A 23731-nucleotide genomic window follows, 5' to 3' on the forward strand; every position below is an offset into this window, starting at 1 on the left:
AGTGTAAGAAGGGATTTTATTTAAAATGAAGGAAAATATCCATAAATTTCATTATAAAGACATATATTTTTTATTGGATGTCAATAGTGGGGCGGTACATGTCGTTGATGTGATGACTGCTGACATTATGGACATCTTTGATGGACATAATGATGAAACGGTAATTGCTCAATTAAGTGGTATATATAAAATTTCAGAATTAGCAGAAGTACTGTCGGAGCTTCATGAATTGATTAATAAGGGTCAATTATTTGCACCGGATATCGATGTGCCGCCGGTGTTTTCAGAAAAAGGTATTGTAAAATCAATGTGTTTATTGGTTGCACATGACTGTAATCTGCGCTGCAAATACTGCTTTGCCGATTCGGGTGAGTTTGGTGCTGATCGCAGACTCATGAATAATGAAGTTGGAGAAGCGGCTGTGGAATATATTATTCGGCACAGTGGCAACAGACAGCATTGCGAAATAGATTTTTTTGGTGGAGAACCATTGGTAAACATGCCTGTAGTAAGACATTTGACTGAATATATCAGAAATCGGGAAAAAGAAACCGGGAAAATTTTTAAGTTGACTTTAACAACAAATGGAATGTTACTTACGGACGAAAATATAGCATTTTTAAATGACAATAATATAAGTGTGGTTATCAGCCTGGACGGGAGAAAAGAAGTTCATGATCGTATGCGGCCTGACGTCGGAGGCAATGGTACATATGACAGAGTAATAAGTAACTTTAAGAAACTTGTGAAATCCAGAAATGATGAAAACTATTATATGCGAGGAACATATACTAAATATAATCTGGATTTTACCAAAGATGTATTGTCAATGGCAAAAGAAGGGTTTGACATATTATCAATGGAACCAGTTGTCGCTAAAGATGCCGATTATGCTATCTTGAAAAGTGACTTGCCGCGTATTTTTGCTGAGTATGATAAGCTGGTGGATGCCTATTTGCAGTATAAAAGTGAAGGAAAAGGATTTTTCTTTTTCCATTTTAATATGGATCTAAGCAATGGACCCTGCGTTGCCAAAAGACTCAGCGGCTGCGGTGCCGGACATGAATATTATGCAGTGGCAGCAAACGGTGATATGTATCCTTGCCATCAGTTTGTCGGACGTAATAAATATTTGCTGGGAAATGTATTTGATGGGGTGAAAAATACTGATTTGCCGCAGTATTTTAGAAATTGTCATGTTTTGAATAAGGAAAAATGCCGCGACTGCTGGGCAAGATTTTTTTGCAGCGGTGGCTGTCATGCTAATGCTGATTTGTTTAACGGTGATATATATAAACCCTATGAAATCGGTTGTGAACTGCAAAAAAAGCGGTTGGAGTGTGCGATTGCTGTTCAGGCTATAAATAATATGGAAAAGTGATTTTTCAAACGGTGATAAATAAATTTTCGATATACGCGTTTAACTCTTTATTTGTAAGTAAAACCGTTGACAAATAATATGATTTTATTGTATCATAAATGATGATAAAGCTATTAGAGATATCTAATGGTTCGGCGTTTGCTGTTTATTGGGGGTTGGAGTTATTTAACTCCTTGACAAGTGATGACGGCCAAACGATATATCTGGAGGTTTCCAGAAAATTTTTTAAATTTTTTAGGGGGTATTTTACAATGGCAGTTAAAGTTGCTATTAATGGTTTTGGTCGCATTGGACGTCTTGCTTTCAGACAGATGTTTGATGCAGAAGGATATGATATTGTTGCTATTAATGATTTGACCAGTCCTAAAATGCTTGCACATCTTTTAAAGTATGATTCTACACAGGGCAGATATCAGTATGGTGATACTGTAGAAGCCGGTGAAGGATCTATAACTGTAAAGGGTAAAAAAATTACGATTTATGCAAAACCAAATCCAGAAGAGTTGCCTTGGAAAGATCTTGATGTTGATATAGTACTTGAATGTACTGGTTTCTTTGCTTCTAAAGCTAAGGCTGAAGCTCATATCAGAGCAGGTGCTAAGAAAGTCGTTATTTCTGCTCCTGCCGGCAATGATCTTCCTACCATTGTCTATAATGTAAATCATAAGGATTTAAAAGCAAGTGACACCGTTATTTCAGCAGCTTCCTGCACAACTAACTGCTTGGCTCCTATGGCTGATGCATTGAATAAACTGGCTCCTGTCCAGAGCGGTATCATGACAACTGTTCATGCTTATACCGGCGACCAGATGCTCTTGGACGGCCCACAGCGTAAGGGAAATCTTCGCCGTTCCCGTGCAGCGGCAGTTAACATTGTTCCTGCAAGTTCCGGTGCAGCAAAAGCTATTGGTCTTGTTATTCCGGAATTAAATGGTAAATTAATTGGTTCAGCACAGCGTGTTCCTACTCCTACCGGTTCAACCACACTTTTAGTAGCAGTAGTAAAAGGTAAAGTTACTGTTGATGAAATCAACAAAGCTATGAAGGCTGCTGCAACTGAATCTTTCGGCTATACGGAAGAAGAAATTGTATCCAGTGATGTCATTGGCATGAGATTCGGATCATTGTTTGATGCAACGCAGACAATGGTAGTTCCGATGGATGATGGTAATACTCAGGTACAGGTTGTTTCCTGGTATGATAATGAAAATAGCTTTACCAGCCAAATGGTTCGCACAATCAAATATTTCGCTGAACTGAAGTAATATTGTTCGGCCTTATGCCTAATAAGGTCCGGCCTTAACGGGCCGGGCCTATTTTATAGTTCGCGGAGGATTAAAATGAAAAAGAAAACAATCAGAGATATTGATGTAAATAATAAAAAAGTTTTTATTCGTGTTGATTTTAATGTTCCCATGGATGAAAATCAAAATATAACTAATGATAAAAGAATAAGAGCAACATTACCAACGCTTAATTATTTGCTTGAACATAATGCAGCACTTATTCTTGCATGCCATGTTGGCAGGCCAAAAGGTCAAAGAGTGCCTGAACTATCGGTTAAACCGATAGTAAAGAGACTTTCTGAGTTATTAGGCAAGGAAGTAAAATATGCTGATGACTGTGTAGGTGAAGTTGCACAGAAAGCAGCAGCTTCTTTAAAACCGGGTGAAGTTCTTTTATTGGAAAATTTGCGTTACCATAATGAAGAAACCAAAAATGATCCGGGATTTGCAAAGCAATTGGCATCTTTGGCTGATGTGGCAGTAGATGATGCTTTTGGTGTTTCTCATAGGGCACACGCATCCAATGTAGGAATTGCTCAATATATCGAAGTAGTAAGCGGTTTTCTTATTGAAAAGGAAATAAAATTTATCGGCCAGGCTCTTGCCGATCCGCAGCGTCCATTCGTTGCCATCATTGGTGGAGCTAAGGTGTCTGATAAGATAGGTGTTATTTCTAATATGCTGGAAAAAGTTGATACATTGATTATTGGCGGCGGTATGGCTTATACGTTCTTAAAAGCCCAAGGATATAATGTTGGTAATTCATTGTTTGAAGAAGATAAAGTTGCTTTGGCCGGTGATCTGCTGGCGAAAGCCAAGGCTAAAAATGTGAATGTTATTTTGCCGGTCGATATAGTAATAGCTGATAAATTTGCTGCTGATGCCAAACACGAAATAGTTGCTGCTGATAAAATAAGAGATGGTTGGATGGGACTGGATTGCGGTCCGGAAACCAGTAAACGCAACGCTGCTGCTTTAAAGAGTGCTAAGACAGTAGTTTGGAATGGACCTATGGGTGTTTTTGAATTTGATGCATTTGCTAAAGGAACGGAAGCTGTTGCTAAAGCTGTCGCTGATTCAGGGGCGATAAGCATCGTAGGCGGTGGTGATTCTATAGCAGCATTAAAGAAAACGGGACTTTCCGATAAGATAAGTCATATATCCACAGGCGGTGGTGCCACATTGGAATTTTTGGAAGGAAAGCCAATGCCTGGTATAGAAGCAATAGCTGATCTTTAATAGATGGTTTATTATTGACGGATGGATGATTATCAGCCGGTTTGACATGGTAAGTTTAAAGTATATTTTATAAATAAAAAGGAAGGTTTTAATATGCGTAAGCCAATTATTGCGGGCAATTGGAAAATGAATAACACTATTGCTGCAGGTACACAGTTAGTAAAAGATTTGGCACCATTAGTTAAGGAAAACAGTAAAGTGGATATTGTAGTATGTCCTACATTCACTGCACTGCCTGCAGTTACAGAAGCTGCCAAAGGTACCAATATTCATGTGGGTGCACAAAATGTACATTGGGAAAAAAGTGGTGCATTTACAGGTGAGATATCCACTGACATGCTGAAGGAAATCGGAGTAGAATATGTCGTTATTGGGCATTCAGAACGGCGTGAATATTTTGGTGAAACTGATGAAGGCGTTAATAAGCGTGCCAGAGCCGCATTAGCTGCTGGTCTTGTCCCAATTATCTGCTGTGGTGAAACATTAAAAATTCGTGAAGCCGGCACTACCAATAGTTTTGTAAAGGGGCAGGTAGAAGCTGCACTGTCCGGTATGAGTACAGCTGATATTGAAAAAGTTGTCATTGCTTATGAACCTATTTGGGCTATTGGTACAGGTAAGACGGCTACATTTGAACAGGCTGAAGAAGTTTGCGCTGTCATTCGTACAGCGGTTGCTGCCAAATTTGGGCAGACAGCGGCTGATGCAGTGCGTATACAGTATGGTGGAAGTGTAAAGCCCGCTACGATTGATGGACTTATGCAAAAACCTAATGTTGATGGCGCTTTAGTGGGTGGGGCATCGTTAAAAGCACCTGATTTTGCCCGTATTGCAAATTTTAACTGATTGCCAATTAACCGCTTTACCGCGATAATTTTATTAATTTATCTGGTGAGGCGGTTAATTCCCATAAATAAAGATTTTTATTTAAAGTGATTTTTATATACATTATTTATGATGATAATGTAGGTTGAGTATGATATATTCAAAGGTTAAAAATAAGTTTTATAAATTGATTAAGCAAGAGGTTATTTACACATGTCAAAACTAAAAAATCCGGTGGCGCTCATTATAATGGACGGATGGGGAATCGGCAGCTCTGATGATCCTAATAATGCGGTAAATAAGGGAAAAACTCCTATTATTGATGGGCTTTTGAAAAAGTATCCTCATAATCTACTGCAATGTTCCGGCGAAGCCGTGGGACTTCCCGATGGACAAATGGGCAATTCAGAAGTCGGTCATACGAACATTGGTGCCGGGCGGGTAGTTTACCAGGAATTAACGCGTATAACTAAAGCTATCCGCGAAAAGACTTTTTTTGCCAATCCTGTTTTTGTTGATCTTATAAATCAGGTAAAAAAAACCAATGGTGCATTGCACTTGCTGGGATTACTGTCTGACGGGGGAGTACATAGCCATCAAGATCATTTGTATGCGCTTCTTCAATTGGCTAAAAAAAGTAATATCAGGGAAGTATATGTGCATGCTTTTTTAGATGGTCGCGATGTGCCTCCTTCCAGTGCTGCGGATTATCTGACGGCATTGGAAACTAAAATAACTGAAATAGGCATTGGGAAAATTGCCACTATATCGGGTCGTTACTATGCCATGGATCGTGATAAACGCTGGGATAGAGTAGAAAAAGCTTATGCTGCCATCGCTTCGGCATCAGGAAATAAAGCTGAAACTGCTGATGAAGCTATAAAGGCGTCATATACCGCTGATATAACTGATGAATTTGTTGTACCTGCTGTTATTGATGATTATCCAGGTATGAAGAATAATGATGGCGCAATTTTCTTCAATTTCCGTCCGGACAGAGCCCGGGAACTAACCCATGCTTTTACGGATAAAACATTTGAAGGATTTAAGCGGGATGATAATTTAGAAATACCATTTGTTACAATGACACAGTATGAAAAGGGTATGAATACTCAGATCGCTTATGAACCGGAAATATTAAAAAATACATTAGGGGAAGTTATTTGTCAGCATGGACTTAAACAGCTGCGCATAGCGGAAACAGAAAAATATGCACATGTGACCTTTTTCTTTAATGGTGGCGTAGAACAACCAGTGGAAGGTGAAGATCGGATATTGGTGCCTTCGCCTAAGGTGGCAACATATGATTTACAACCGGAAATGAGTGCAATTGAGGTTACCGATAAAGTCGTTGATGCTATAAAATCACAAAAATATGATTTTATAATCTTAAACTATGCAAACGGCGATATGGTTGGACATACCGGAATACTGCCGGCTGCGGTCAAGGCGGTGGAAACGGTTGATACTTGTGTCGGACGTTTTGTTGAAGCTATGCGTTCGGCAGGTGGCACAGTCTGTATTACGGCGGATCACGGCAATGCAGAAAAAATGTTTGATAATACAACAAATGAGCCTTTTACAGCCCATACAACTAATCCGGTACCATTTATCGTGGTTTCTGATAAAATAAAAACCGTTCGTGCAGGAGCTTTGTGCGATATTGCACCGACGATGTTAAAAATTGCTGGCATTCCTGTACCGCAGGAAATGACAGGTAAGGCACTTGTCGATTAATGCTGCCGGGCACAAAAGATATTTGTCAATATTGACAGATATACAGCATAACATATATTATATGTAGTGGATTATTTTAGTGAAGAGAGGAATTAATATGATTTATTCAGAAGAAGTCAACAATATGACCTGTGTGGCTAAAGGCATTGAACATCATGGTCCGGCACCAATTCCTGAAGAAGGTAAATGGGTACAGGCTAAGGAAATAAAGGATATCAGTGGACTAACACACGGCGTTGGCTGGTGCGCTCCGCAACAGGGTGCTTGCAAGCTTACATTGAACATCAAAGATGGCATTATACAGGAAGCTTTGATTGAAACTATCGGTTGTTCCGGTATGACACATTCAGCTGCAATGGCTTCGGAAATTTTGCCGGGTAAAACTATACTGGAAGCCCTTAATACGGACCTTGTATGCGACGCAATAAATACCGCCATGCGTGAGTTGTTTCTGCAAATTGTTTATGGCAGATCACAAACGGCATTTTCTGAAGGTGGTCTTCCTGTTGGTGCCGGTCTTGAAGATTTGGGAAAAGGTCTTAGAAGTCAGATCGGTACAATGTATGGGACTTTGAAAAAAGGTTCACGTTATTTGGAAATGGCTGAGGGATATGTCACGAGAATAGCCTTAGATAAAGATGATGCTATTATTGGTTATGAGTTTGTAAACTTGGGAAAAATGATGGAAATGATCCGCAAGGGAACCAATGCTCAGGAAGCTCTGGAAAAGGCTAAAGGAAATTATGGCAGATTTGCTGAAGCTGCAAGATATGTAGATCCGCGTAAAGAATAATACGAAAAACAGGAAGGACTGAACTAGTATGGCATTATTTGAAGGTTATGAACGTCGTATAGATAAGATCAACAAAGTTTTGAGTGAATATGGCATTTCTTCGATAGAAGAAGCTAAAAAAATCTGCGATGAAAAAGGTATCAATGTTGCTGAAATAGTAAAAAGCATTCAACCTATTTGTTTTGACAATGCCTGTTGGGCTTACACCGCAGGCGCCGCCATCGCGATAAAGAAAGGCTGTACAAAAGCAGCTGATGCAGCGCGTGCTATTGGCGAAGGACTCCAGGCTTTTTGTATACCAGGTTCTGTCGCTGACCATAGAAAAGTTGGACTGGGGCATGGTAATCTGGCTGCGATGCTTTTATCAGAAGATGCTAAGTGTTTTGCTTTCCTTGCGGGACATGAATCTTTTGCGGCTGCCGAAGGGGCAATTGGGATAGCTGGTAAGGCTAATCGAGTAAGAAAACAACCGCTGCATGTTATTCTAAACGGGCTTGGTAAAGATGCTGCCCAGATTATTTCCCGTATTAATGGATTTACTTATGTGCATACACAATATGATTATGCCAGCGGAGACCTCAATGTAGTTAAAGAAATTGCTTATTCCAATGGTGAACGTAGTAAAATCAAGTGTTATGGTGCTGATAGTGTACAAGAAGGTGTCGCTATTATGCATAAGGAAGATGTGGATATATCTATAACAGGAAACTCTACCAATCCGACAAGATTCCAGCATCCAGTAGCTGGCTGCTATAAAAAGGAATGTATCGAAAAAGGTAAAAAATATTTTTCCGTAGCATCGGGCGGTGGTACAGGCCGTACCTTGCATCCGGATAATATGGGAGCTGGGCCTGCTTCTTATGGTATGACTGATACCATGGGCCGTATGCACTCCGATGCACAATTTGCCGGTTCTTCCTCCGTGCCGGCACATGTCGAAATGATGGGATTGATCGGCATGGGCAACAATCCTATGGTTGGTGCCAGTGTGGCTGTAGCTGTGGCTGTTGAAGAACATACAAAATAATTAAACCTTAAGAAAGATGTGTAGGAAAATTTTCCTATACATCTTTTTTAACCTTCATTAATAAATAATATTGCTTTATATGTAACGCTATTTATGCTACAATATAAAGGAAGCACCACAAAATGGGAAGAAATATCTTGAATAGGTGGGAATTTTATGTTAAAAAAAACAAAGATTGTTTGTACTATGGGTCCAAATATCGATAAGGATCCAACGATTTTAGATGACATGATCAAAAACGGTATGAATGTGGCTCGATTCAATTTTTCGCATGGTGATTATGCGGAACATGAACAGCGGATAAATATGGTTAAGGACGCAGCCAAAAGGCTGGATAAAACTATTTCCCTGGTACTTGATACTAAGGGTCCAGAAATGCGTTTAGGCGATTTTGCCGATGGTAAGGTTTTCTTAAAAAAAGGCAATAAATTTATTATAACTAACGATGACAAACCGGGCGATGAAACACATATATCCGTCAATCATAAGACACTTTATACAGAAGTAAAACCAGGTGATACGCTGTTGCTTTCTGATGGCCTTGTAGGATTACGTGTGGAAGAAATTTCCGGTAAGAATATTATTACGAGCATTCTTAATGACGGCCCCATGAGCACACGGAAACGTGTCGCTGCACCGGGGGTTTCTCTTGGCTTGCCAGCTATATCGGAACAGGATAAAAATGATATTATTTTTGGTATAAAACATGATATGGATTTTGTTGCAGCATCCTTTATCCAGCGTGCTGATGATGTAGAAGAAATACGTGCACTGATTAAAGAATATAACGGACATATGGAAATAATCCCGAAGATCGAATGCACCGAAGGAGTCAAAAATATTGATGCAATTATCGCTGCAGCGGATGGGATAATGGTTGCCCGCGGGGATCTCGGTGTTGAAATACCGGCTGAAGATGTGCCTTTGATTCAAAAATCAATTATAAAAAAATGCAATAAAGTTGGTAAGCCGGTTATTGTAGCCACCCAGATGCTGGAAACAATGACAACGAATCCTCGTCCTACTCGTGCCGAAGCATCAGATGTTGCCAATGCAATTTTTGATGGTACAGATGCTATTATGTTAAGTGGTGAATCTGCTAATGGGGATTATCCGGTTGAAGCTGTAAAAGTAATGAATTCTATTGCTAAACGTGTTGAATTAGCACTCGAATATAAACAAATATTTATAAATAAGGGTTTTGAACGCCAGGGCATGACTACTGATGTTATAGCGCATGCTACTGTTCAGATGGCTTATGAACTTGATGCGTCAGCAATTATAACGCCAACCAAGAGCGGTTATACAGCAAAGGTTATATCCAAGTATCGGCCTGAGTCAACTATTGTGGCGTATACTCCTAACGAAAAAGTTGCCCGTCATTTGAATCTTCGCTGGGGAGTAATTCCTATCGTAGGTAAAGAATGGAATAATGTTGATGAAATGATTTCGTCAGTTGCTGCTGCTGCATTGAAGAAGAATTTGGTTAAATCTGGTGATAAGGCAATCGTTACTTCCGGTATGAAATTTGCCGAAGGTGATACCAGTACAATTCGTATCCATACCATTTGATAAATGTATTATTGAAAATGCTGGAATTCCCCAGCATTATATAATAAAACCTCTGCCAATTACGGCAGAGGTTTTATTATATATTTTTATTTAGCCATTAAAGCGGCAATTTTGTTTGCTATATCAGAAGGATTTTCTGGCAGGATACCTTCTATTAAAAGAGCTTGTGTAAATAAGAGATCACAATAATCTTTAAATTCTTGGGAAGTTTTTCCCTGATTATGAACTGCCTGCAATCGTTCGAATAGCTGGTGATGCGGATTTATTTCCAAGATGCGTTTTGCCTTGAACATCGGATTGTTGGCATCAGCAAATACCTGTTCCATAGCGAAACTGGGACCTTGTTCATCGGCAACCAGACAGACTGCACTGCTTTTTAAACGATTACTGATTTTTACATTGGCAACTTTATCACCAAGACTTTCTTTGATGTCTTTAATCAGATCTTCATTTTTCTTAGTGATATCCTCAGTTTCTTTTTTGGTTTGCTGCGATTCAACATCGTCAAGGTCAAGATCACCGCGACTGATAGAATGGAATTGTTTATTGTCGTAATCATGCAGTGCTTCAATGGCAAATTCATCAACGTTGTCCAATAAATATAATACTTCGACATTTTTATCCCTAAGTAATTCCATTTGTGGTAAATCATCGATAGCCTTGCGGTCTTTACCTGAAGCATAATAGATTTTTTTCTGGTTTTCCGGCATGCGTTCAACATATTCTTTTAAGGAACTGAGTCCTTTATCAGCATCGGAAGTTGCAAATAATAATAGGTCTTTCAATTTATTTATCGTATCAGTACCATTATACATGTTATTATATATGCCAATTTTTAGCGATTTGCCATATTGAGCCCAAAACTTTTCATATTTCTCGCGTTTGTTTTTAAGCATTTTATCAAGGGTTTTTAATATGCTGTTTTCTAAATTACGGCCTATTATTTTCAATTCACGGCTTTGCTGTAGAAGTTCACGTGAGATATTAAGCGAAAAATCGGGTGAATCAACTAACCCTTTAACAAAACGCAAATATTCCGGCAACAGGTCTTTGCAATTATCCATTATAAATACATGGCGCGAATATAACTGCAAACCAGGCTGATAATCAGTATGGTATAAATTGAATGGGGCTTTGGCAGGAAAGAATAACAATGAAGTATACTCAATAGTACCTTCGGCTTTGTTGTGTAAAATTTCCATCGGTTCTTCCCAGTCATGAAAGAGATTTTTATAAAATTCATTATATTCTTCGGGTTTTATTTCTGATTTGTTCCTTGTCCAGAGCGGTTGCATAGAATTGAGCGTACGAATTTCGTCCCGTTTAGTTTTAGGAGCATCTTTTATTTCTTTGCCATCTTTGTCCTTAGGTGTTTCTTCAATGACAAAATTCATTTTTATCGGATAACGTACATAATCAGAATATTTTTTTACCAGACTTTCTAATTTATAGGTATCAACAAAATTTTCTTCTGCTTTATCACCATAAAAATCAGGAAGCAATGATAAAGTTATAGTGGTACCGCGTTTGTCTTTATTACATTCTTCAATAGTATAAGAACCATCACCGGCTGATTCCCATTTGTAGGCTTGCTTTTGTCCGGCTTTACGGGTGATCACAGTTATTTTTTCTGCTACCATAAAGGCAGAGTAAAACCCTACTCCAAATTGTCCGATAAGTTCTTTCCCGGAAACACTGGAGTTGTTTTCCTTGGCTTTCATCATTTTTTGCAAAAAGGTTTTTGTTCCGGATTTGGCAATTGTACCGATATTATCGATCAGCTCATCGCGAGTCATGCCAATACCGTTATCAGAAATCGATAATGTATGTGTCGTTTCATCTGGTACGAGAAAGATTTCGTAGTTATTGTCACCCGCCAATAAATCTTTATTGGTCAAGGCTTCAAAGTGTATCTTATCGATAGCATCAGAAGCGTTGGATATTAACTCACGCAGGAAAATTTCTCGATTGGTATAAATGGAATGGATCATTAAATCAAGTAATTGTTTGGTTTCTGCTTGAAATTCATATGTTTCTTTAGACATAATTCAAACTCCCTTGTCATGGATTGCCTTGTTAGCACTCTTAACGAGTGAGTGCTAATACTATGATTACTATACAACGCTTTGAAAAAAAAATCAATACTTTGCCGAATTATTCACAGAGTATTTGAATACAATAGATGGATTGCATAATATATGGATAAAGATATATAAGTAATTGACGCTGACTGCTTTAATGAGTATACTTAAATATATCAGAACGTTATTTTAAGGGGAGATTATTTTGAAGTATATGATAAAATTGTTATCAGCTACAATGATGATGCTTTTTTTCACTACATCAGCGGCATTTGCAATGCCCTCAACAAAGACAGTTATTATGGATGACTCATTTAACCTTTCTACGATACATTCTATTGCTGTGGCTATGCCTGATTACATTCAGACAAAAAACAGTCCTAAAATCGAGGACGTAATGGCAACACTCGCTCAATCAGGATTTGATGCTAAACAATTAAAAAATGTTACGGTGATACCTTATACGGTTATAGCTAACGCTATAGAAAAAGACAGCGGCGTTGATTTGCAGACATTGGATAAAAATGCTGCTAAAAAAGTTTTTAAACAGGATATTGGTAAATATGCTGACGCTTATTTGGTAGCCACAATAGCTAATGACAGCCGTGTTGTAATATTTTATGATTTATATTCAGCAAAAAACGGCGCTTATTTATACTCTTTTGAGGTTATTGGCGGTGGTCAAGGCGATAATAATATCAATGCTTATAAATCTTTTAATGGATTGTTTTATAATGGTTTCGCTGAATCGGTGAAGTCACAGTATAAAGATAAAAAAGCTAAGTAAATATAGGCATATTAAAAGATTGTTCAATATAATATTGGGTCAATTAACAAAAGGATATTGCATAGATGATAATTTATGCAATATCCTTTTTCTATAATAAAATTAAGTTTTTTTCATATGGTACTTGCAAAAATATGCATAAAAGATGTATAATTATTAAACAGTTACATAAGAGGAGATGATTATGGAATGAAAGTCAGTGTAATAGGTGCTACAGGTTATGCAGGTATTGAATTGCTACGGATATTATATAATCATCCTGAAGCTGAAGTCATGTACTTGACTTCAGAAAGTAATACCGGACGAAAAATATCTGATGTCTATGAACATTTATATAAAATATACGATCAACAGTTGATTAGTATGGATAAAATAGATGAGATAGCTGATGACAGTGACTTCCTTTTTATTTGTCTGCCACACGGACATGCAATGCAGGTGGGCAGACAGTTGGAAAACAAGGCTGCCAGAATCATTGATTTGGGTGCAGACTATCGTTTTAATAATACAGAAGTATATGAAAAATGGTATAAGGTGAAGCATACTCATAAGACAACAAATCGTGTGTATGGGTTGTCTGAATTACACCGTGAAATGATAAAATCAGCTAAAATAATCGGTAATCCCGGCTGCTATACTACAGCAAGTATTTTGGCACTGGCACCACTGGTCAAATATGGTCTCGTAGAGATTTCCAGTATCATTATTGACGCCAAATCAGGTGTGTCGGGGGCAGGGCGTACGGCTAGTCCTGCTAATCATTTTCCGGAACTTTATGATAGTTTTAAGGCTTATAGTGTAGCAACACATCGCCATACACCCGAGATTGAGCAAGAATTATCATGGCTGGGGCAAAAAAAAGTTATACTTAATTTTACTCCGCATTTAGTACCTATGGACAGAGGAATTTTAAGTACATGTTATGCTAATATATTACCATCAGTAACTGAAACGATGATAAATGATGCTTTTTATAGTTTTTATGATAAAGAATTTTTTATTCGCTTACGAGGTATAAACTCTTATCCGACAACAAAGAATGTGCGCGGTTCTAATTTTTGTGATATAGGATGGCATGTTGATCAACGGACTGGAAGAATAGTGGTTTTGTCGGCAATTGATAATTTAGTTAAGGGCGCAGCCGGGCAGGCGGTGCAGAATTTTAATATTGCTTGTGGATTTAATGAAAAAACAGGGTTGATGATGGCACCGGTTTATCCATAAATGAAAAAGACAATTATAGGAGGATTTTTAATGGTTAAAGAAAATAAAGCTGGTGTGACATATGCGAAGGGGTTTAAGGCAGCCGGTGTCAAGGCAGGTATTAAAAAAAGTGGTAATCCTGATTTAGCGATGATTGTCAGTGATTATGATGCTGTTGTAGCGGGAACATTTACTCAAAACAAAGTCGCGGCAGCTCCGGTTTACGTATCTAAGAATGTTGTCAGCACCGGAACGGCAAAAGCAATTGTGGCTAATTCCGGGTGTGCCAATGCCTGTACCGGACAGCAAGGACTGGATGATGCCAATAAAACAGCAGTTTTAGCTGCGGCAAAGCTGAATATTGCAGCAGATGATGTGGTGGTCGCTTCGACAGGTGTCATCGGTGTGACATTACCAATGGAAAAAATTGCAGCGGGAATTCCTGCTGCTGTTGCGGCATTAAATAATGATGGCAGTGAAAGTGCTGCTAATGCGATTATTACTACGGATACATATATAAAATCATTGACCACGGAAGTAATGATTAATGGTAAGAAAGTTCATATAGGCGCTATAGCTAAGGGAGCCGGCATGATTCAGCCGAATATGGCGACAATGCTTTGCTTTATTACTACGGATGCAGATATTGATCAGGTTCGGCTGCAACTGGCTCTTTCTGGAACAGTGGAAAAATCCTTCAATATGATATCAGTAGATGGTGATATGAGTACCAATGATATGGTTATAGTCATGGCAAACGGACAGGCGGGCAATAGCAAAATAACTAAGGATAATGAAGATTATCATATTTTTTATTCGGCATTAGCGGAACTTTGCTGTGAAATGGCTAAAAAAATTGCCGCTGACGGTGAAGGAGCAACTAAATTCATAACGGTTAATGTCCACAACGCCAAAACATTTTCAGATGCAAAAAAAGTAGGAATGTCTATTGCTAATTCACCTTTAGTAAAGACAGCTTTTTTTGGACAGGATCCCAATTGGGGAAGAGTAATTTGCGCTGTAGGTTATTCAGGAGTGGCAATGCAGCCGGAACAGACTATTGTTAAATTCGGTGATATTATTGTTTATAAGAATGGTATGGGAGCTCAATTCGATAAAAATGCATTACAAAAAGTAATGGCCAAACATGATATAGTTATCGATGTTGATTTAAATTTGGGGCATGATAAAGCGACCGTTTGGACTTGTGATTTATCGTATGAATATGTGAAAATAAATGGTGAATATCACACCTGAGGAGTTATGTCCCATGGAGTTTTCTGCTGAAGCAAAGGCTTCGATATTAGTGGATGCATTACCTTATATACAAAAATTTTATGGCAAGACAATTGTGATAAAATACGGTGGCAATGCAATGATAAATGATGATTTGAAAAATAAAGTGATGCATGATATCGTATTGATGAAGTATGTCGGAATACGGCCAATCATTGTGCATGGCGGGGGTCCCGATATCACTGATTTTTTACAAAGAATTGGTAAAACATCACAATTTATCAATGGTTTACGGGTAACTGATAAGGAAACGATACAAATTGCGGAAATGGTTCTTGTTGGCAAAATAAATTCGGAAATAGTCAGCCGCTTGAATGGTCTGAGTGTCCGGGCTGTGGGATTGAATGGGAAAGATGCGAAACTTATTATAGCTCATAAGAAATTGGCTGCAGTTCACAATGATAATGGAAAGATAAGAAAAATCGACATTGGATTTGTGGGAGAAGTTGAAAAAATAAATACAGATATATTGAATGATTTACTTGATCAAAATTATGTACCAGTGATAGCACCAATCGGTGTTGGGATAGATGGTGCCGGGTATAATATAAATGCAGACTACGTAGCAGCAGAAGTCGCCGGCGCTATGCATGCTGAAAAGTTGTTGTTATTGACTGATATAGAGGGAATATACAAAGATTATAATGATAAAAGCACGTTTATATCCACTTTGACACAAGAACAGGCCCGACGAATGATAGCTGACGGCAGCATAAACGGTGGAATGATTCCAAAAGTGGAAGCGTGCTTATGTTCATTAATTAAAGGCACCGCTAAAACCAGTATTATTGATGGTCGTCAGGCACATTCACTTATTTTGGAATTATTTACCTCACAAGGTATTGGCACGCAGGTAATACGATGAGATTGTATAGAGAGAAATAGGGGAGGTCATAAAATGACAGATGAAGAAATATATGCCGAAGATGAGGCACATTATCTTCCGGTTTTTGCCCGTTATAAAATAGTGCTCGATCATGGTGATGGACCATATGTTTATGATACCCAAGGGAAAAAATACCTTGATTATTTGGGTGGTATCGCCGTAAATGTATTGGGACATAATTATCCGGCTTTGGTGAAAGCGATAAGTGAGCAGGCCGGTAAAATGATCCATTGTTCAAATCTTTATTATACAGAAGTACAAGCTAAAGCAGCTGAAAAGCTTAGCGAATTGAGTAAAATGGATAAGGTGTTTTTTGCTAATTCCGGTGCTGAAGCAAATGAGGGAGCAATAAAACTTGCCCGAAAATATGCTCATTTGGCTGATAAAGATAAGTCACAAATAATAACAGCTGTACATAGCTTTCATGGACGTACAATAGCTACACTTACTGCTACCGGGCAGCCTAAGTACCACGAAGGATTTGGACCGCTGCCGAATGGTTTTTCCTATGTTGATTATAATGATATTGATCAATTAGAAAAAATGATGAGTGATAAAACGTGCGCTGTTATGCTGGAAGCAATTCAGGGAGAAGGAGGTATTCATGTCCCTGATGAAAAATATCTACAACAGGTACGAAAATTGTGTGATAAGTATAATGCATTGCTTATTTTTGATGAAATTCAATGTGGTATGGGACGGACAGGTACATTTTTTGCCTATGAACAGTTTGGCGTTAAAGCTGATATCGTAACATTGGCCAAGGGCTTGGCCGGAGGTGTACCTATTGGTGCCTTTATGACCAGTAATAAAGTCGCTGCTGCTTTTAAACTCGGAGATCATGGCAGTACTTTTGGCGGTAATCCCTTGGCCTGTGCAGCAGCTAATGTAGTGCTTGATACTATAAAAGATGATAATCTGATGGGAAATGCCAAAAATGTTGGTAACTATTTGATGGGTGAACTAAATAAGCTCAGGGAAAAGTATCCGGCACTTATTAAAGAAGTTCGTGGCCGCGGATTAATGGTAGGAATGGAAATAAATAAACCGGGTCGTGAAATCGTTGATGCCTGTTTGAATTATGGTATGATAATAAATTGCACCGCTGGTAATGTGCTGCGTTTTGTACCACCATTAATAATAAATAAGCATCATGTGGACGAACTCATGCCAGTGCTTGATAGAGTGCTTGCTACCCAGTAAACAATATACCAGGCAGCAATAGAGTGTTGATTTTTGTGTTAGAACAAAAATAATATTAGAGGAGGTTCTTAAATGCTTTCATGTAAAGATCTATTATCAATACATGACCTTACGGTTGATGATGTAGATGAAATATTGGATTTGGCACAGGAATTAAAGGCAATGCAGAAGGCCGGTATTGAACACCATATACTGGAGGGAAAAACATTAGGGATGATTTTTGAAAAATCATCCACGAGAACACGAGTTTCTTTTGAAACAGGAATGTACCAATTGGGTGGACAAGCGCTGTTTTTGTCGAATAGGGATTTGCAAATTGGCCGCGGTGAACCTATAAAGGATACGGCCAGAGTGTTATCACGTTATCTTGATGGAATAATGATTCGTACTTTTGAACATGAACGAGTTGAAGAATTTGCCCAATATGCTGATATACCGGTGATAAATGCCCTTACTGATTTACTTCATCCTTGTCAGGCTTTAACAGATTTATTGACAATAAAGGAGCATAAGGGAAAAAATCTGCGGGGACTTAAAATGGTTTATATTGGTGATGGCAATAACATGGTACACTCATTAATGTATGCATGTGCCAAAGCCGGCATAAATTTTGTAGCGGTAACACCACATGGTTATGAACCGGATACTGATATATTGGTGAATGCTAAAGCTGACGCTGCTGAAACAGGGGCTGTTGTTTCAGTTACTGATGATGTTATGGCAGCAGCTAAAGATGCCGATGTCTTATATACAGATGTCTGGGCCAGTATGGGACAGGAAGCGGAACATGACAAACGTGTTAAAATATTTCAGGGGTATCAGATAAGCGATGATGTATTGAAAGTCGCAGATAAACGTGCTATGGTGCTGCATTGTTTGCCTGCACACCGTGGTGAAGAAATCACAAATGAGGTTTTGGAAGCACACGCTGCTGAAATTTTTGATCAAGCAGAAAATCGTCTGCATACGCAAAAGGCAATCATGGCACTTTTGATGGGAGATATGCACCAGCATTGATAAATAGTTAATAAAGTTATAATATTTTATTGGTCAATTAAATATAGGGAGTTGTTATAAGTGGAAAAAGTGAATAAAGTTGTCCTTGCATATTCAGGCGGTCTTGATACATCTGTAATTATTCCATGGTTGAAGGAAAACTATGGTGGTTGTGAAGTTATTGCCGTATGTGCCGATATTGGGCAGGGTGATGAACTAAATGTAGTTCATGATAAAGCTTTAAAATCCGGAGCATCTAAAGTCTATATAGAACATTTAACTAAAGATTTTCTGGAAAATTATGTATGGTCGACGCTGCAGGCAGGAGCTGTTTATGAAGGAAAATATCTTTTAGGTACTTCTTTTGCTCGCCCGCTTATTGCTAAGCGGCTTGTAGAGATAGCTAAACAGGAAAATGCTGATGCTATCGCACATGGTGCTACCGGCAAGGGAAATGATCAGGTTCGTTTTGAATTAACAGTTAAGGCATTAGCACCAAATATTAAAATAATTGCACCATGGCGTGAATGGACGTTGAAATCACGTGAAGATGAAATCGCTTATGCTAATGAACATAATATTCCGGTTGCTGCAGAAAATAAAACGTATAGCATGGATAGAAATATCTGGCATTTAAGCCATGAAGGTTCCGATCTTGAAGATCCCGGAAATGCACCGAAAAATAGCATGTATTTGATTTCCAAAGCTCCTGAAGATGCTCCGGATAAATCAGAATATATAACAATTGACTTTGTAAAGGGAATACCAACAGCTGTAGATGGACAAAAAATGGATGCAGTTGAATTGTTAGAAAAATTAAATGAAATCGGTGCTAAAAATGGTATTGGCATAACTGATATAGTGGAAAACCGGCTTGTTGGAATGAAGTCGCGTGGTGTATATGAAAATCCAGGTGGAGCACTTTTGTACTATGCCCATAGGGAGTTGGAATATCTTTGTCTTGATCGCCAGACATTCCATTACAAGGAAACTGTGGCGATTCGCTATGGTGAACTTGTCTATGATGGAATGTGGTTTAGTCAGCTGCGTGAAGCATTGGCTGCATTTGTCAGCAGTACTCAGGAAACAGTCACCGGTACAGTGAAATTAAAGCTTTATAAGGGTAATATTATGTCAGCTGGAGCAAAATCGCCATATTCCTTATATAGTCATGATTATGTAACTTTTGAAGCTGATGATGTTTATAATCAGGCAGACGCTACTGGATTTATTAATTTATTTGGGTTACCATTGAAGGTTCGTGCTCTGATGCAGGAAAAAACAGGTAAATAGTTATATGAGTGAACAATTATGGGGTGGCAGATTTGCTAAATCCACCGATCAAATGATAAATGAATTTCAAGCTTCCATACACTTTGATAAACGTATGTATCATGAAGATATAGCTGGCAGCATTGCTCACGCTAGAATGTTGGCAAAATGCGGCATAATAAGCAAAAGTGACTGCACCGCTATAACAGATGGATTAAAAGCAATTCTTGTTAAGATAGAACAGGGAAATTTTGATTTTTCTGTTGACTTGGAAGATATTCATATGAATATTGAAAAACGTCTTACTGACGCTATCGGAGAAGCTGGCGGCCGGCTGCATACGGCAAGAAGCCGTAATGATCAGGTGGCTCTTGATACACATATGTATTTGCGTCGGGAAATACTTGAAGTGCAGAATCTTATTCTTGATTTACAAAAGGCTTTCGCAGAAGTCGCTCAGAAAAATAATGATGTTATTATGCCTGGCTACACACATCTGCAAAGAGCACAGCCAATTTTATTTGCTCACCATATGCTGGCTTACTGTGCCATGCTGGTACGCGATTTTTCCCGTTTTAAGGGTGCTTATGAACGTTGTGATATTATGCCACTAGGAGCCGGAGCTTTGGCCGGTACGACTTTTCCGATAGACAGGCAGTATGTGGCAGAACAACTTAATTTTTCAGCGATTTATTCCAATAGTCTGGATGCGGTAAGTGACAGGGACTACATTATGGAATTTTTATCAGCCGCATCTATATTGATGGTTCATTTAAGCCGGATAAGTGAAGAAATAATTCTTTGGTGTTCACGTGAATTTTCTTTTATTGAATTGGATGATGCGCATTGTACCGGTTCCAGTATGATGCCACAAAAGAAGAATCCTGATGTATCAGAATTGGTTCGCGGCAAGACCGGGCGGACTATCGGACATCTGATGGCTATGCTGACAATAGTAAAGGGATTGCCGCTTGCTTATAATAAAGATCTGCAGGAAGACAAGGAAGGCCTTTTTGATACGATTGATACAGTCAAATTCAGTTTGGCAGTATATGCCCAATTAATTCGCGGTATGAAAATAAAAAAAGATATTATGCTGAAGGCTGTACGGGAGGATTTTTCTAATGCTACGGATTTGGCTGATTACCTGGTGAAAAAAGGATTACCGTTCCGGCAGGCTCATGCCGTTTCCGGCAGGGCGGTCCATTATTGTATTGAACAACATAAATGGCTGGAAAATTTATCGATGGAAGAATATAAAAAGTTGTCCGATTTATTCGAAGCTGATATATATGATGCAATAAAACCGGAGATCTGTGTGAAAAATCGTAATTCATATGGTGGTACATCATATGAACAAGTGAAAATGCAGATCCTTGCTGCAAAAAATATTTTTGCTAATGAGAAAAAGCAGCTTGAACTATATGAAAGTAAGCAGATAAAAATATAAATTCCAATTTGTAAAAATTATTGACTATAAGCTTATATAAAAATGCACGCATCTACTTCGCGTGCATTTTTTGTATAAGCTTTATTCATCAGTGGGTATCATCAAAAATGAAACTATTTCGTTGTATAAGTCTGGCAGGAAAAACTATTTTTGATGGGACAGCTGTTTTGTTCATAATCTTGGTCAGTAAATCAACTGCAGATTCGCAAAGAACATCTAAGCGATTATCTAAGCTGGTAATCATGGGGGTTGCACATTGGGATAAAATAGAATTATTGCATCCAGTTACAGGTATATTTCTATTTATTTTTAATAAGGCCTTTTGTGCACCAATTGCTAATAAGTCTTCGGAAGTAATAACAGCATCAAATTCTACCTTCTGGATTATAAGTTTATGAATAATGTTTTCAGCCGTTTCCAGTGATCTGATAATTTTATTTTGTAGTGCAGGATTGTCACTAAGACCACATTCTTTTATACCTGTTTTGTAACCATCTAATTTTTGCTTACCGCTGTAAGTTAATGAGTCGTAAAGATAGAGAATTGATTGACAGTGTTTGGCAGCCATTTTTTTTACGATATCACGCATACCTGTTTTTTCATCACAGGCTATACTGTAAATATTAGGAAATTCGATATAACTATTTACCATTATTACTGGTAATTTTTTAGCAACACTCTTTATATAGGAAATATCTTTTGATTTAGTAAATGGTGTTCCAATTATAATAATGGCGTCTACATGCTTGTCTAAAAGAAACTGCAGGTATTTATACTTGGGTTCCGGTTCGTATCCGGTACAGCTTAATATTACGTTTAAATCGAATTTCTTTAAGTCATTTTCAATCAATGATACAGCCGTTGCATAAAAAGCATCAGATACATCAGTACATAAAACACCAATCATTTTCATTGAATCAAGTCCTAATCCACGTGCAAATGGATTAGGTTGATAATGCTGTTCTTCTATAACTGACAAAATTTTTTCCTTTGTTTTTTTATTAACTCGTGTACTTCCATTAAGAACACGTGAAACTGTCGCAATGGATACGCCACATTTTTCTGCTATATCATATATTGTTGACATTAATATACCTCAATTGTTTTAAATAGAATATTATATATTATATCATAGAAATTGTTAAACATGTTTTTATTCAATTAATTTAAATTAATTGAATTTAATAAATAATTAAATATTGACAAATGCTTTTAAGCGTGATATTTTAAATATATAAAATGTAAGCGCTTACATTTTATATTTATTATTTAAAAGAGGGATAACAGATGAAAAAATTTATGGATGAAGATTTTTTGTTGGAATCGGAAACAGCCAAAACGCTTTTTCACGATTATGCTGAAAAAATGCCTATAGTTGATTATCATTGCCATATTCAACCACAGGAGATTGCTGAAAACCGCCAGTTTGACAATATTGCTCAAGTATGGCTGGGCGGTGATCATTATAAGTGGCGTCTTATTCGTTCTAATGGTACACCGGAAAGTAAAATAACCGGAAAAGAATCTTCTGATCGAGAAAAATTTCAAGAATTTGCGAAAGCACTTCCAAAAGCTGTAGGGAATCCGCTTTATCATTGGACTCATTTAGAATTAAAAAGATTTTTTGATTGCGATATTACTTTAAATGAGAATACTGCTGAGAAAATCTGGGATTTGTGCAACAAAAAATTGCGGACATCAGAAATGAGTGTGCAGGGTATCATTTCTAATTCAAATGTTAAGCTTATCTGTACGACAGATGATCCTGCCGATTCTTTGAAATGGCATAAAAAAATCAGGGATGACGGGTCATGCAGTGCTAAGGTGGTACCTGCTATGCGTCCTGATGCTATAATGCGTATTGATGCAGAGGGGTATAGTGACTATATTGTTAAGCTGGGAAAAATTGCTGATATAGAAATAAAAACGATAAATGATATCCGTCAAGCCCTAAAAAAACGCATGAACTATTTTGGTGATATGGGCTGTAGAGTTACGGATCATGCTTTGGAATATGTATTTTACAATCCAGCCGATGATGCGAAAATTAACACAATTATTGCAAAGGCCTTAAAAAATGAGAAAATTTCTAATGATGAAACAGAAAAGTATCAGACAGTACTTTTGACATTTCTTGCTTCTGAATACAGTAAACGTGATTGGACAATGCAGATTCATTATTCAGCGTTAAGAAATAATAATAGCAATATGTATAGTAAACTTGGGCCTGATACTGGTTTTGACTGTCTTGCTACATACAACTGCGCTGAGGGGATTGTGGCATTCTTGGATTCGCTCAATAAAGATAATATATTGCCAAAAACAATTTTTTATTCGCTTAATCCCGCTGATAATACAATGATTGGTTCAGTTATCGGTTCTTTTCAAGGTCCAGGAGTTTTCGGGAAAATACAGCAAGGGGCATCTTGGTGGTTCAACGATTCCAAATATGGCATAGTCAATCAACTGACTAATATTGCAAATCTTTCTATTCTTGGCAATATTTTAGGAATGGTTACTGATTCACGTTCTTTCTTATCTTATCCGAGACATGAATATTATCGTCGTATCTTATGTAATTTTATTGCTAAGCTTGTAGAAAATGGTGAGTACCCTAATGATATAGATTATCTGGGGAAGCTTGTCCAAAATATTTCTTATTATAATGCTAAAAAATATTTTGGATTTGATATTTAA

General features: G+C 37.8%; 19 protein-coding genes. 17 read left to right on the forward strand and 2 right to left on the reverse strand.

The genetic code is table 11. From position 1 onward, the window contains the following. Positions 1-25: 25 nt before the first annotated feature. From scfB to pyk, 8 genes are all read left to right on the forward strand, one after another. The gene (gene scfB, locus I6751_RS06535) at positions 26-1381 is read left to right on the forward strand and encodes a thioether cross-link-forming SCIFF peptide maturase (protein ID WP_196590344.1); all 1356 of its coding nucleotides are present in this window, start codon (positions 26-28) and stop codon (positions 1379-1381) included. Positions 1382-1632: 251 nt separating this feature from the next. Then, positions 1633-2646 (forward strand): type I glyceraldehyde-3-phosphate dehydrogenase, encoded by a 1014-nt coding sequence (gap, locus tag I6751_RS06540; RefSeq protein ID WP_182185819.1) that lies wholly within the window; start codon positions 1633-1635, stop codon positions 2644-2646. Between the two features lie 75 nt (positions 2647-2721). After that, positions 2722-3906, forward strand: a complete 1185-nt coding sequence (locus I6751_RS06545) for a phosphoglycerate kinase (protein WP_196590345.1) — start codon at positions 2722-2724, stop codon at positions 3904-3906. Positions 3907-3999: 93 nt separating this feature from the next. Further along, entirely contained in the window at positions 4000-4752 is a 753-nt protein-coding gene (tpiA, locus tag I6751_RS06550) for a triose-phosphate isomerase (protein WP_182185815.1), read from the forward strand. Positions 4753-4944: 192 nt separating this feature from the next. Beyond that, positions 4945-6468 (forward strand): 2,3-bisphosphoglycerate-independent phosphoglycerate mutase, encoded by a 1524-nt coding sequence (gpmI, locus tag I6751_RS06555; protein ID WP_196590346.1) that lies wholly within the window; start codon positions 4945-4947, stop codon positions 6466-6468. A 97-nt stretch (positions 6469-6565) separates the two neighbouring features. Beyond that, positions 6566-7261 carry an iron-sulfur cluster assembly scaffold protein gene (locus I6751_RS06560; protein ID WP_182185812.1) on the forward strand — a complete coding sequence of 232 codons (696 nt, stop codon included), beginning with the start codon at positions 6566-6568 and terminating at the stop codon, positions 7259-7261. A 28-nt stretch (positions 7262-7289) separates the two neighbouring features. Continuing rightward, entirely contained in the window at positions 7290-8288 is a 999-nt protein-coding gene (locus tag I6751_RS06565) for a GGGtGRT protein (RefSeq protein WP_196590347.1), read from the forward strand. 156 nt (positions 8289-8444) lie between these two features. Next, a complete protein-coding gene (gene pyk, locus I6751_RS06570; RefSeq protein WP_196590348.1) occupies positions 8445-9860 on the forward strand; it encodes a pyruvate kinase in 1416 nt (471 codons plus the stop codon). Positions 9861-9946: 86 nt separating this feature from the next. On the opposite strand, the gene htpG is transcribed toward pyk, so the two are convergent. Next, positions 9947-11905, reverse strand: coding sequence for a molecular chaperone HtpG (htpG, locus tag I6751_RS06575; protein WP_196590349.1), 1959 nt, complete (start codon positions 11903-11905; stop codon positions 9947-9949). A 250-nt stretch (positions 11906-12155) separates the two neighbouring features. On the opposite strand from htpG, the gene I6751_RS06580 reads away from it, so the two are divergent. The 8 genes from I6751_RS06580 to argH all read left to right on the forward strand — a co-directional run bounded on the left by I6751_RS06580 (position 12156) and on the right by argH (position 21034). Further along, positions 12156-12728, forward strand: a complete 573-nt coding sequence (locus tag I6751_RS06580; RefSeq protein ID WP_196590350.1) for a hypothetical protein — start codon at positions 12156-12158, stop codon at positions 12726-12728. Between the two features lie 189 nt (positions 12729-12917). Then, entirely contained in the window at positions 12918-13952 is a 1035-nt protein-coding gene (gene argC / locus I6751_RS06585; RefSeq protein WP_196590351.1) for an N-acetyl-gamma-glutamyl-phosphate reductase, read from the forward strand. A gap of 30 nt (positions 13953-13982) precedes the next feature. Then, entirely contained in the window at positions 13983-15188 is a 1206-nt protein-coding gene (argJ, locus tag I6751_RS06590; protein ID WP_196590352.1) for a bifunctional glutamate N-acetyltransferase/amino-acid acetyltransferase ArgJ, read from the forward strand. Positions 15189-15201: 13 nt separating this feature from the next. Continuing rightward, positions 15202-16092, forward strand: coding sequence for an acetylglutamate kinase (argB, locus tag I6751_RS06595; RefSeq protein WP_196590353.1), 891 nt, complete (start codon positions 15202-15204; stop codon positions 16090-16092). Between the two features lie 33 nt (positions 16093-16125). Next, positions 16126-17316 (forward strand): acetylornithine transaminase, encoded by a 1191-nt coding sequence (locus I6751_RS06600; protein ID WP_196590354.1) that lies wholly within the window; start codon positions 16126-16128, stop codon positions 17314-17316. A 72-nt stretch (positions 17317-17388) separates the two neighbouring features. Beyond that, on the forward strand, positions 17389-18333 hold the full coding sequence (gene argF / locus I6751_RS06605) for an ornithine carbamoyltransferase (RefSeq protein ID WP_196590355.1): 945 nt from the start codon (positions 17389-17391) through the stop codon (positions 18331-18333). A 60-nt stretch (positions 18334-18393) separates the two neighbouring features. Further along, the gene (locus I6751_RS06610; RefSeq protein WP_196590356.1) at positions 18394-19605 is read left to right on the forward strand and encodes an argininosuccinate synthase; all 1212 of its coding nucleotides are present in this window, start codon (positions 18394-18396) and stop codon (positions 19603-19605) included. Positions 19606-19609: 4 nt separating this feature from the next. After that, complete coding sequence (gene argH, locus I6751_RS06615) at positions 19610-21034, forward strand: argininosuccinate lyase (RefSeq protein ID WP_196590357.1); 1425 nt, start codon at positions 19610-19612, stop codon at positions 21032-21034. 88 nt (positions 21035-21122) lie between these two features. Here the strand turns inward: argH and I6751_RS06620 are convergent, their stop codons facing one another. After that, a complete protein-coding gene (locus tag I6751_RS06620; protein ID WP_196590358.1) occupies positions 21123-22121 on the reverse strand; it encodes a LacI family DNA-binding transcriptional regulator in 999 nt (332 codons plus the stop codon). Positions 22122-22321: 200 nt separating this feature from the next. Here I6751_RS06620 and uxaC point away from each other — a divergent pair, with 200 nt between their 5' ends. After that, positions 22322-23731 (forward strand): glucuronate isomerase, encoded by a 1410-nt coding sequence (gene uxaC, locus I6751_RS06625; protein ID WP_196590359.1) that lies wholly within the window; start codon positions 22322-22324, stop codon positions 23729-23731.

Origin of the sequence: Pectinatus frisingensis (assembly GCF_015732285.1) — a bacterium.
Lineage (GTDB): Bacteria > Bacillota > Negativicutes > Selenomonadales > Selenomonadaceae > Pectinatus > Pectinatus frisingensis.

What these genes read in the sequence shown, in the direction of transcription:
- scfB (WP_196590344.1), top strand. Translation starts at nt 26, where the DNA reads ATGAAGGAAAATATCCATAAATTTCATTATAAAGACATATATTTTTTA.
- gap (WP_182185819.1), top strand. Translation starts at nt 1,633, where the DNA reads ATGGCAGTTAAAGTTGCTATTAATGGTTTTGGTCGCATTGGACGTCTT.
- I6751_RS06545 (WP_196590345.1), top strand. Translation starts at nt 2,722, where the DNA reads ATGAAAAAGAAAACAATCAGAGATATTGATGTAAATAATAAAAAAGTT.
- tpiA (WP_182185815.1), top strand. Translation starts at nt 4,000, where the DNA reads ATGCGTAAGCCAATTATTGCGGGCAATTGGAAAATGAATAACACTATT.
- gpmI (WP_196590346.1), top strand. Translation starts at nt 4,945, where the DNA reads ATGTCAAAACTAAAAAATCCGGTGGCGCTCATTATAATGGACGGATGG.
- I6751_RS06560 (WP_182185812.1), top strand. Translation starts at nt 6,566, where the DNA reads ATGATTTATTCAGAAGAAGTCAACAATATGACCTGTGTGGCTAAAGGC.
- I6751_RS06565 (WP_196590347.1), top strand. Translation starts at nt 7,290, where the DNA reads ATGGCATTATTTGAAGGTTATGAACGTCGTATAGATAAGATCAACAAA.
- pyk (WP_196590348.1), top strand. Translation starts at nt 8,445, where the DNA reads ATGTTAAAAAAAACAAAGATTGTTTGTACTATGGGTCCAAATATCGAT.
- htpG (WP_196590349.1), bottom strand. Translation starts at nt 11,905, where the DNA reads ATGTCTAAAGAAACATATGAATTTCAAGCAGAAACCAAACAATTACTT.
- I6751_RS06580 (WP_196590350.1), top strand. Translation starts at nt 12,156, where the DNA reads ATGATAAAATTGTTATCAGCTACAATGATGATGCTTTTTTTCACTACA.
- argC (WP_196590351.1), top strand. Translation starts at nt 12,918, where the DNA reads ATGAAAGTCAGTGTAATAGGTGCTACAGGTTATGCAGGTATTGAATTG.
- argJ (WP_196590352.1), top strand. Translation starts at nt 13,983, where the DNA reads ATGGTTAAAGAAAATAAAGCTGGTGTGACATATGCGAAGGGGTTTAAG.
- argB (WP_196590353.1), top strand. Translation starts at nt 15,202, where the DNA reads ATGGAGTTTTCTGCTGAAGCAAAGGCTTCGATATTAGTGGATGCATTA.
- I6751_RS06600 (WP_196590354.1), top strand. Translation starts at nt 16,126, where the DNA reads ATGACAGATGAAGAAATATATGCCGAAGATGAGGCACATTATCTTCCG.
- argF (WP_196590355.1), top strand. Translation starts at nt 17,389, where the DNA reads ATGCTTTCATGTAAAGATCTATTATCAATACATGACCTTACGGTTGAT.
- argH (WP_196590357.1), top strand. Translation starts at nt 19,610, where the DNA reads ATGAGTGAACAATTATGGGGTGGCAGATTTGCTAAATCCACCGATCAA.
- I6751_RS06620 (WP_196590358.1), bottom strand. Translation starts at nt 22,121, where the DNA reads ATGTCAACAATATATGATATAGCAGAAAAATGTGGCGTATCCATTGCG.
- uxaC (WP_196590359.1), top strand. Translation starts at nt 22,322, where the DNA reads ATGAAAAAATTTATGGATGAAGATTTTTTGTTGGAATCGGAAACAGCC.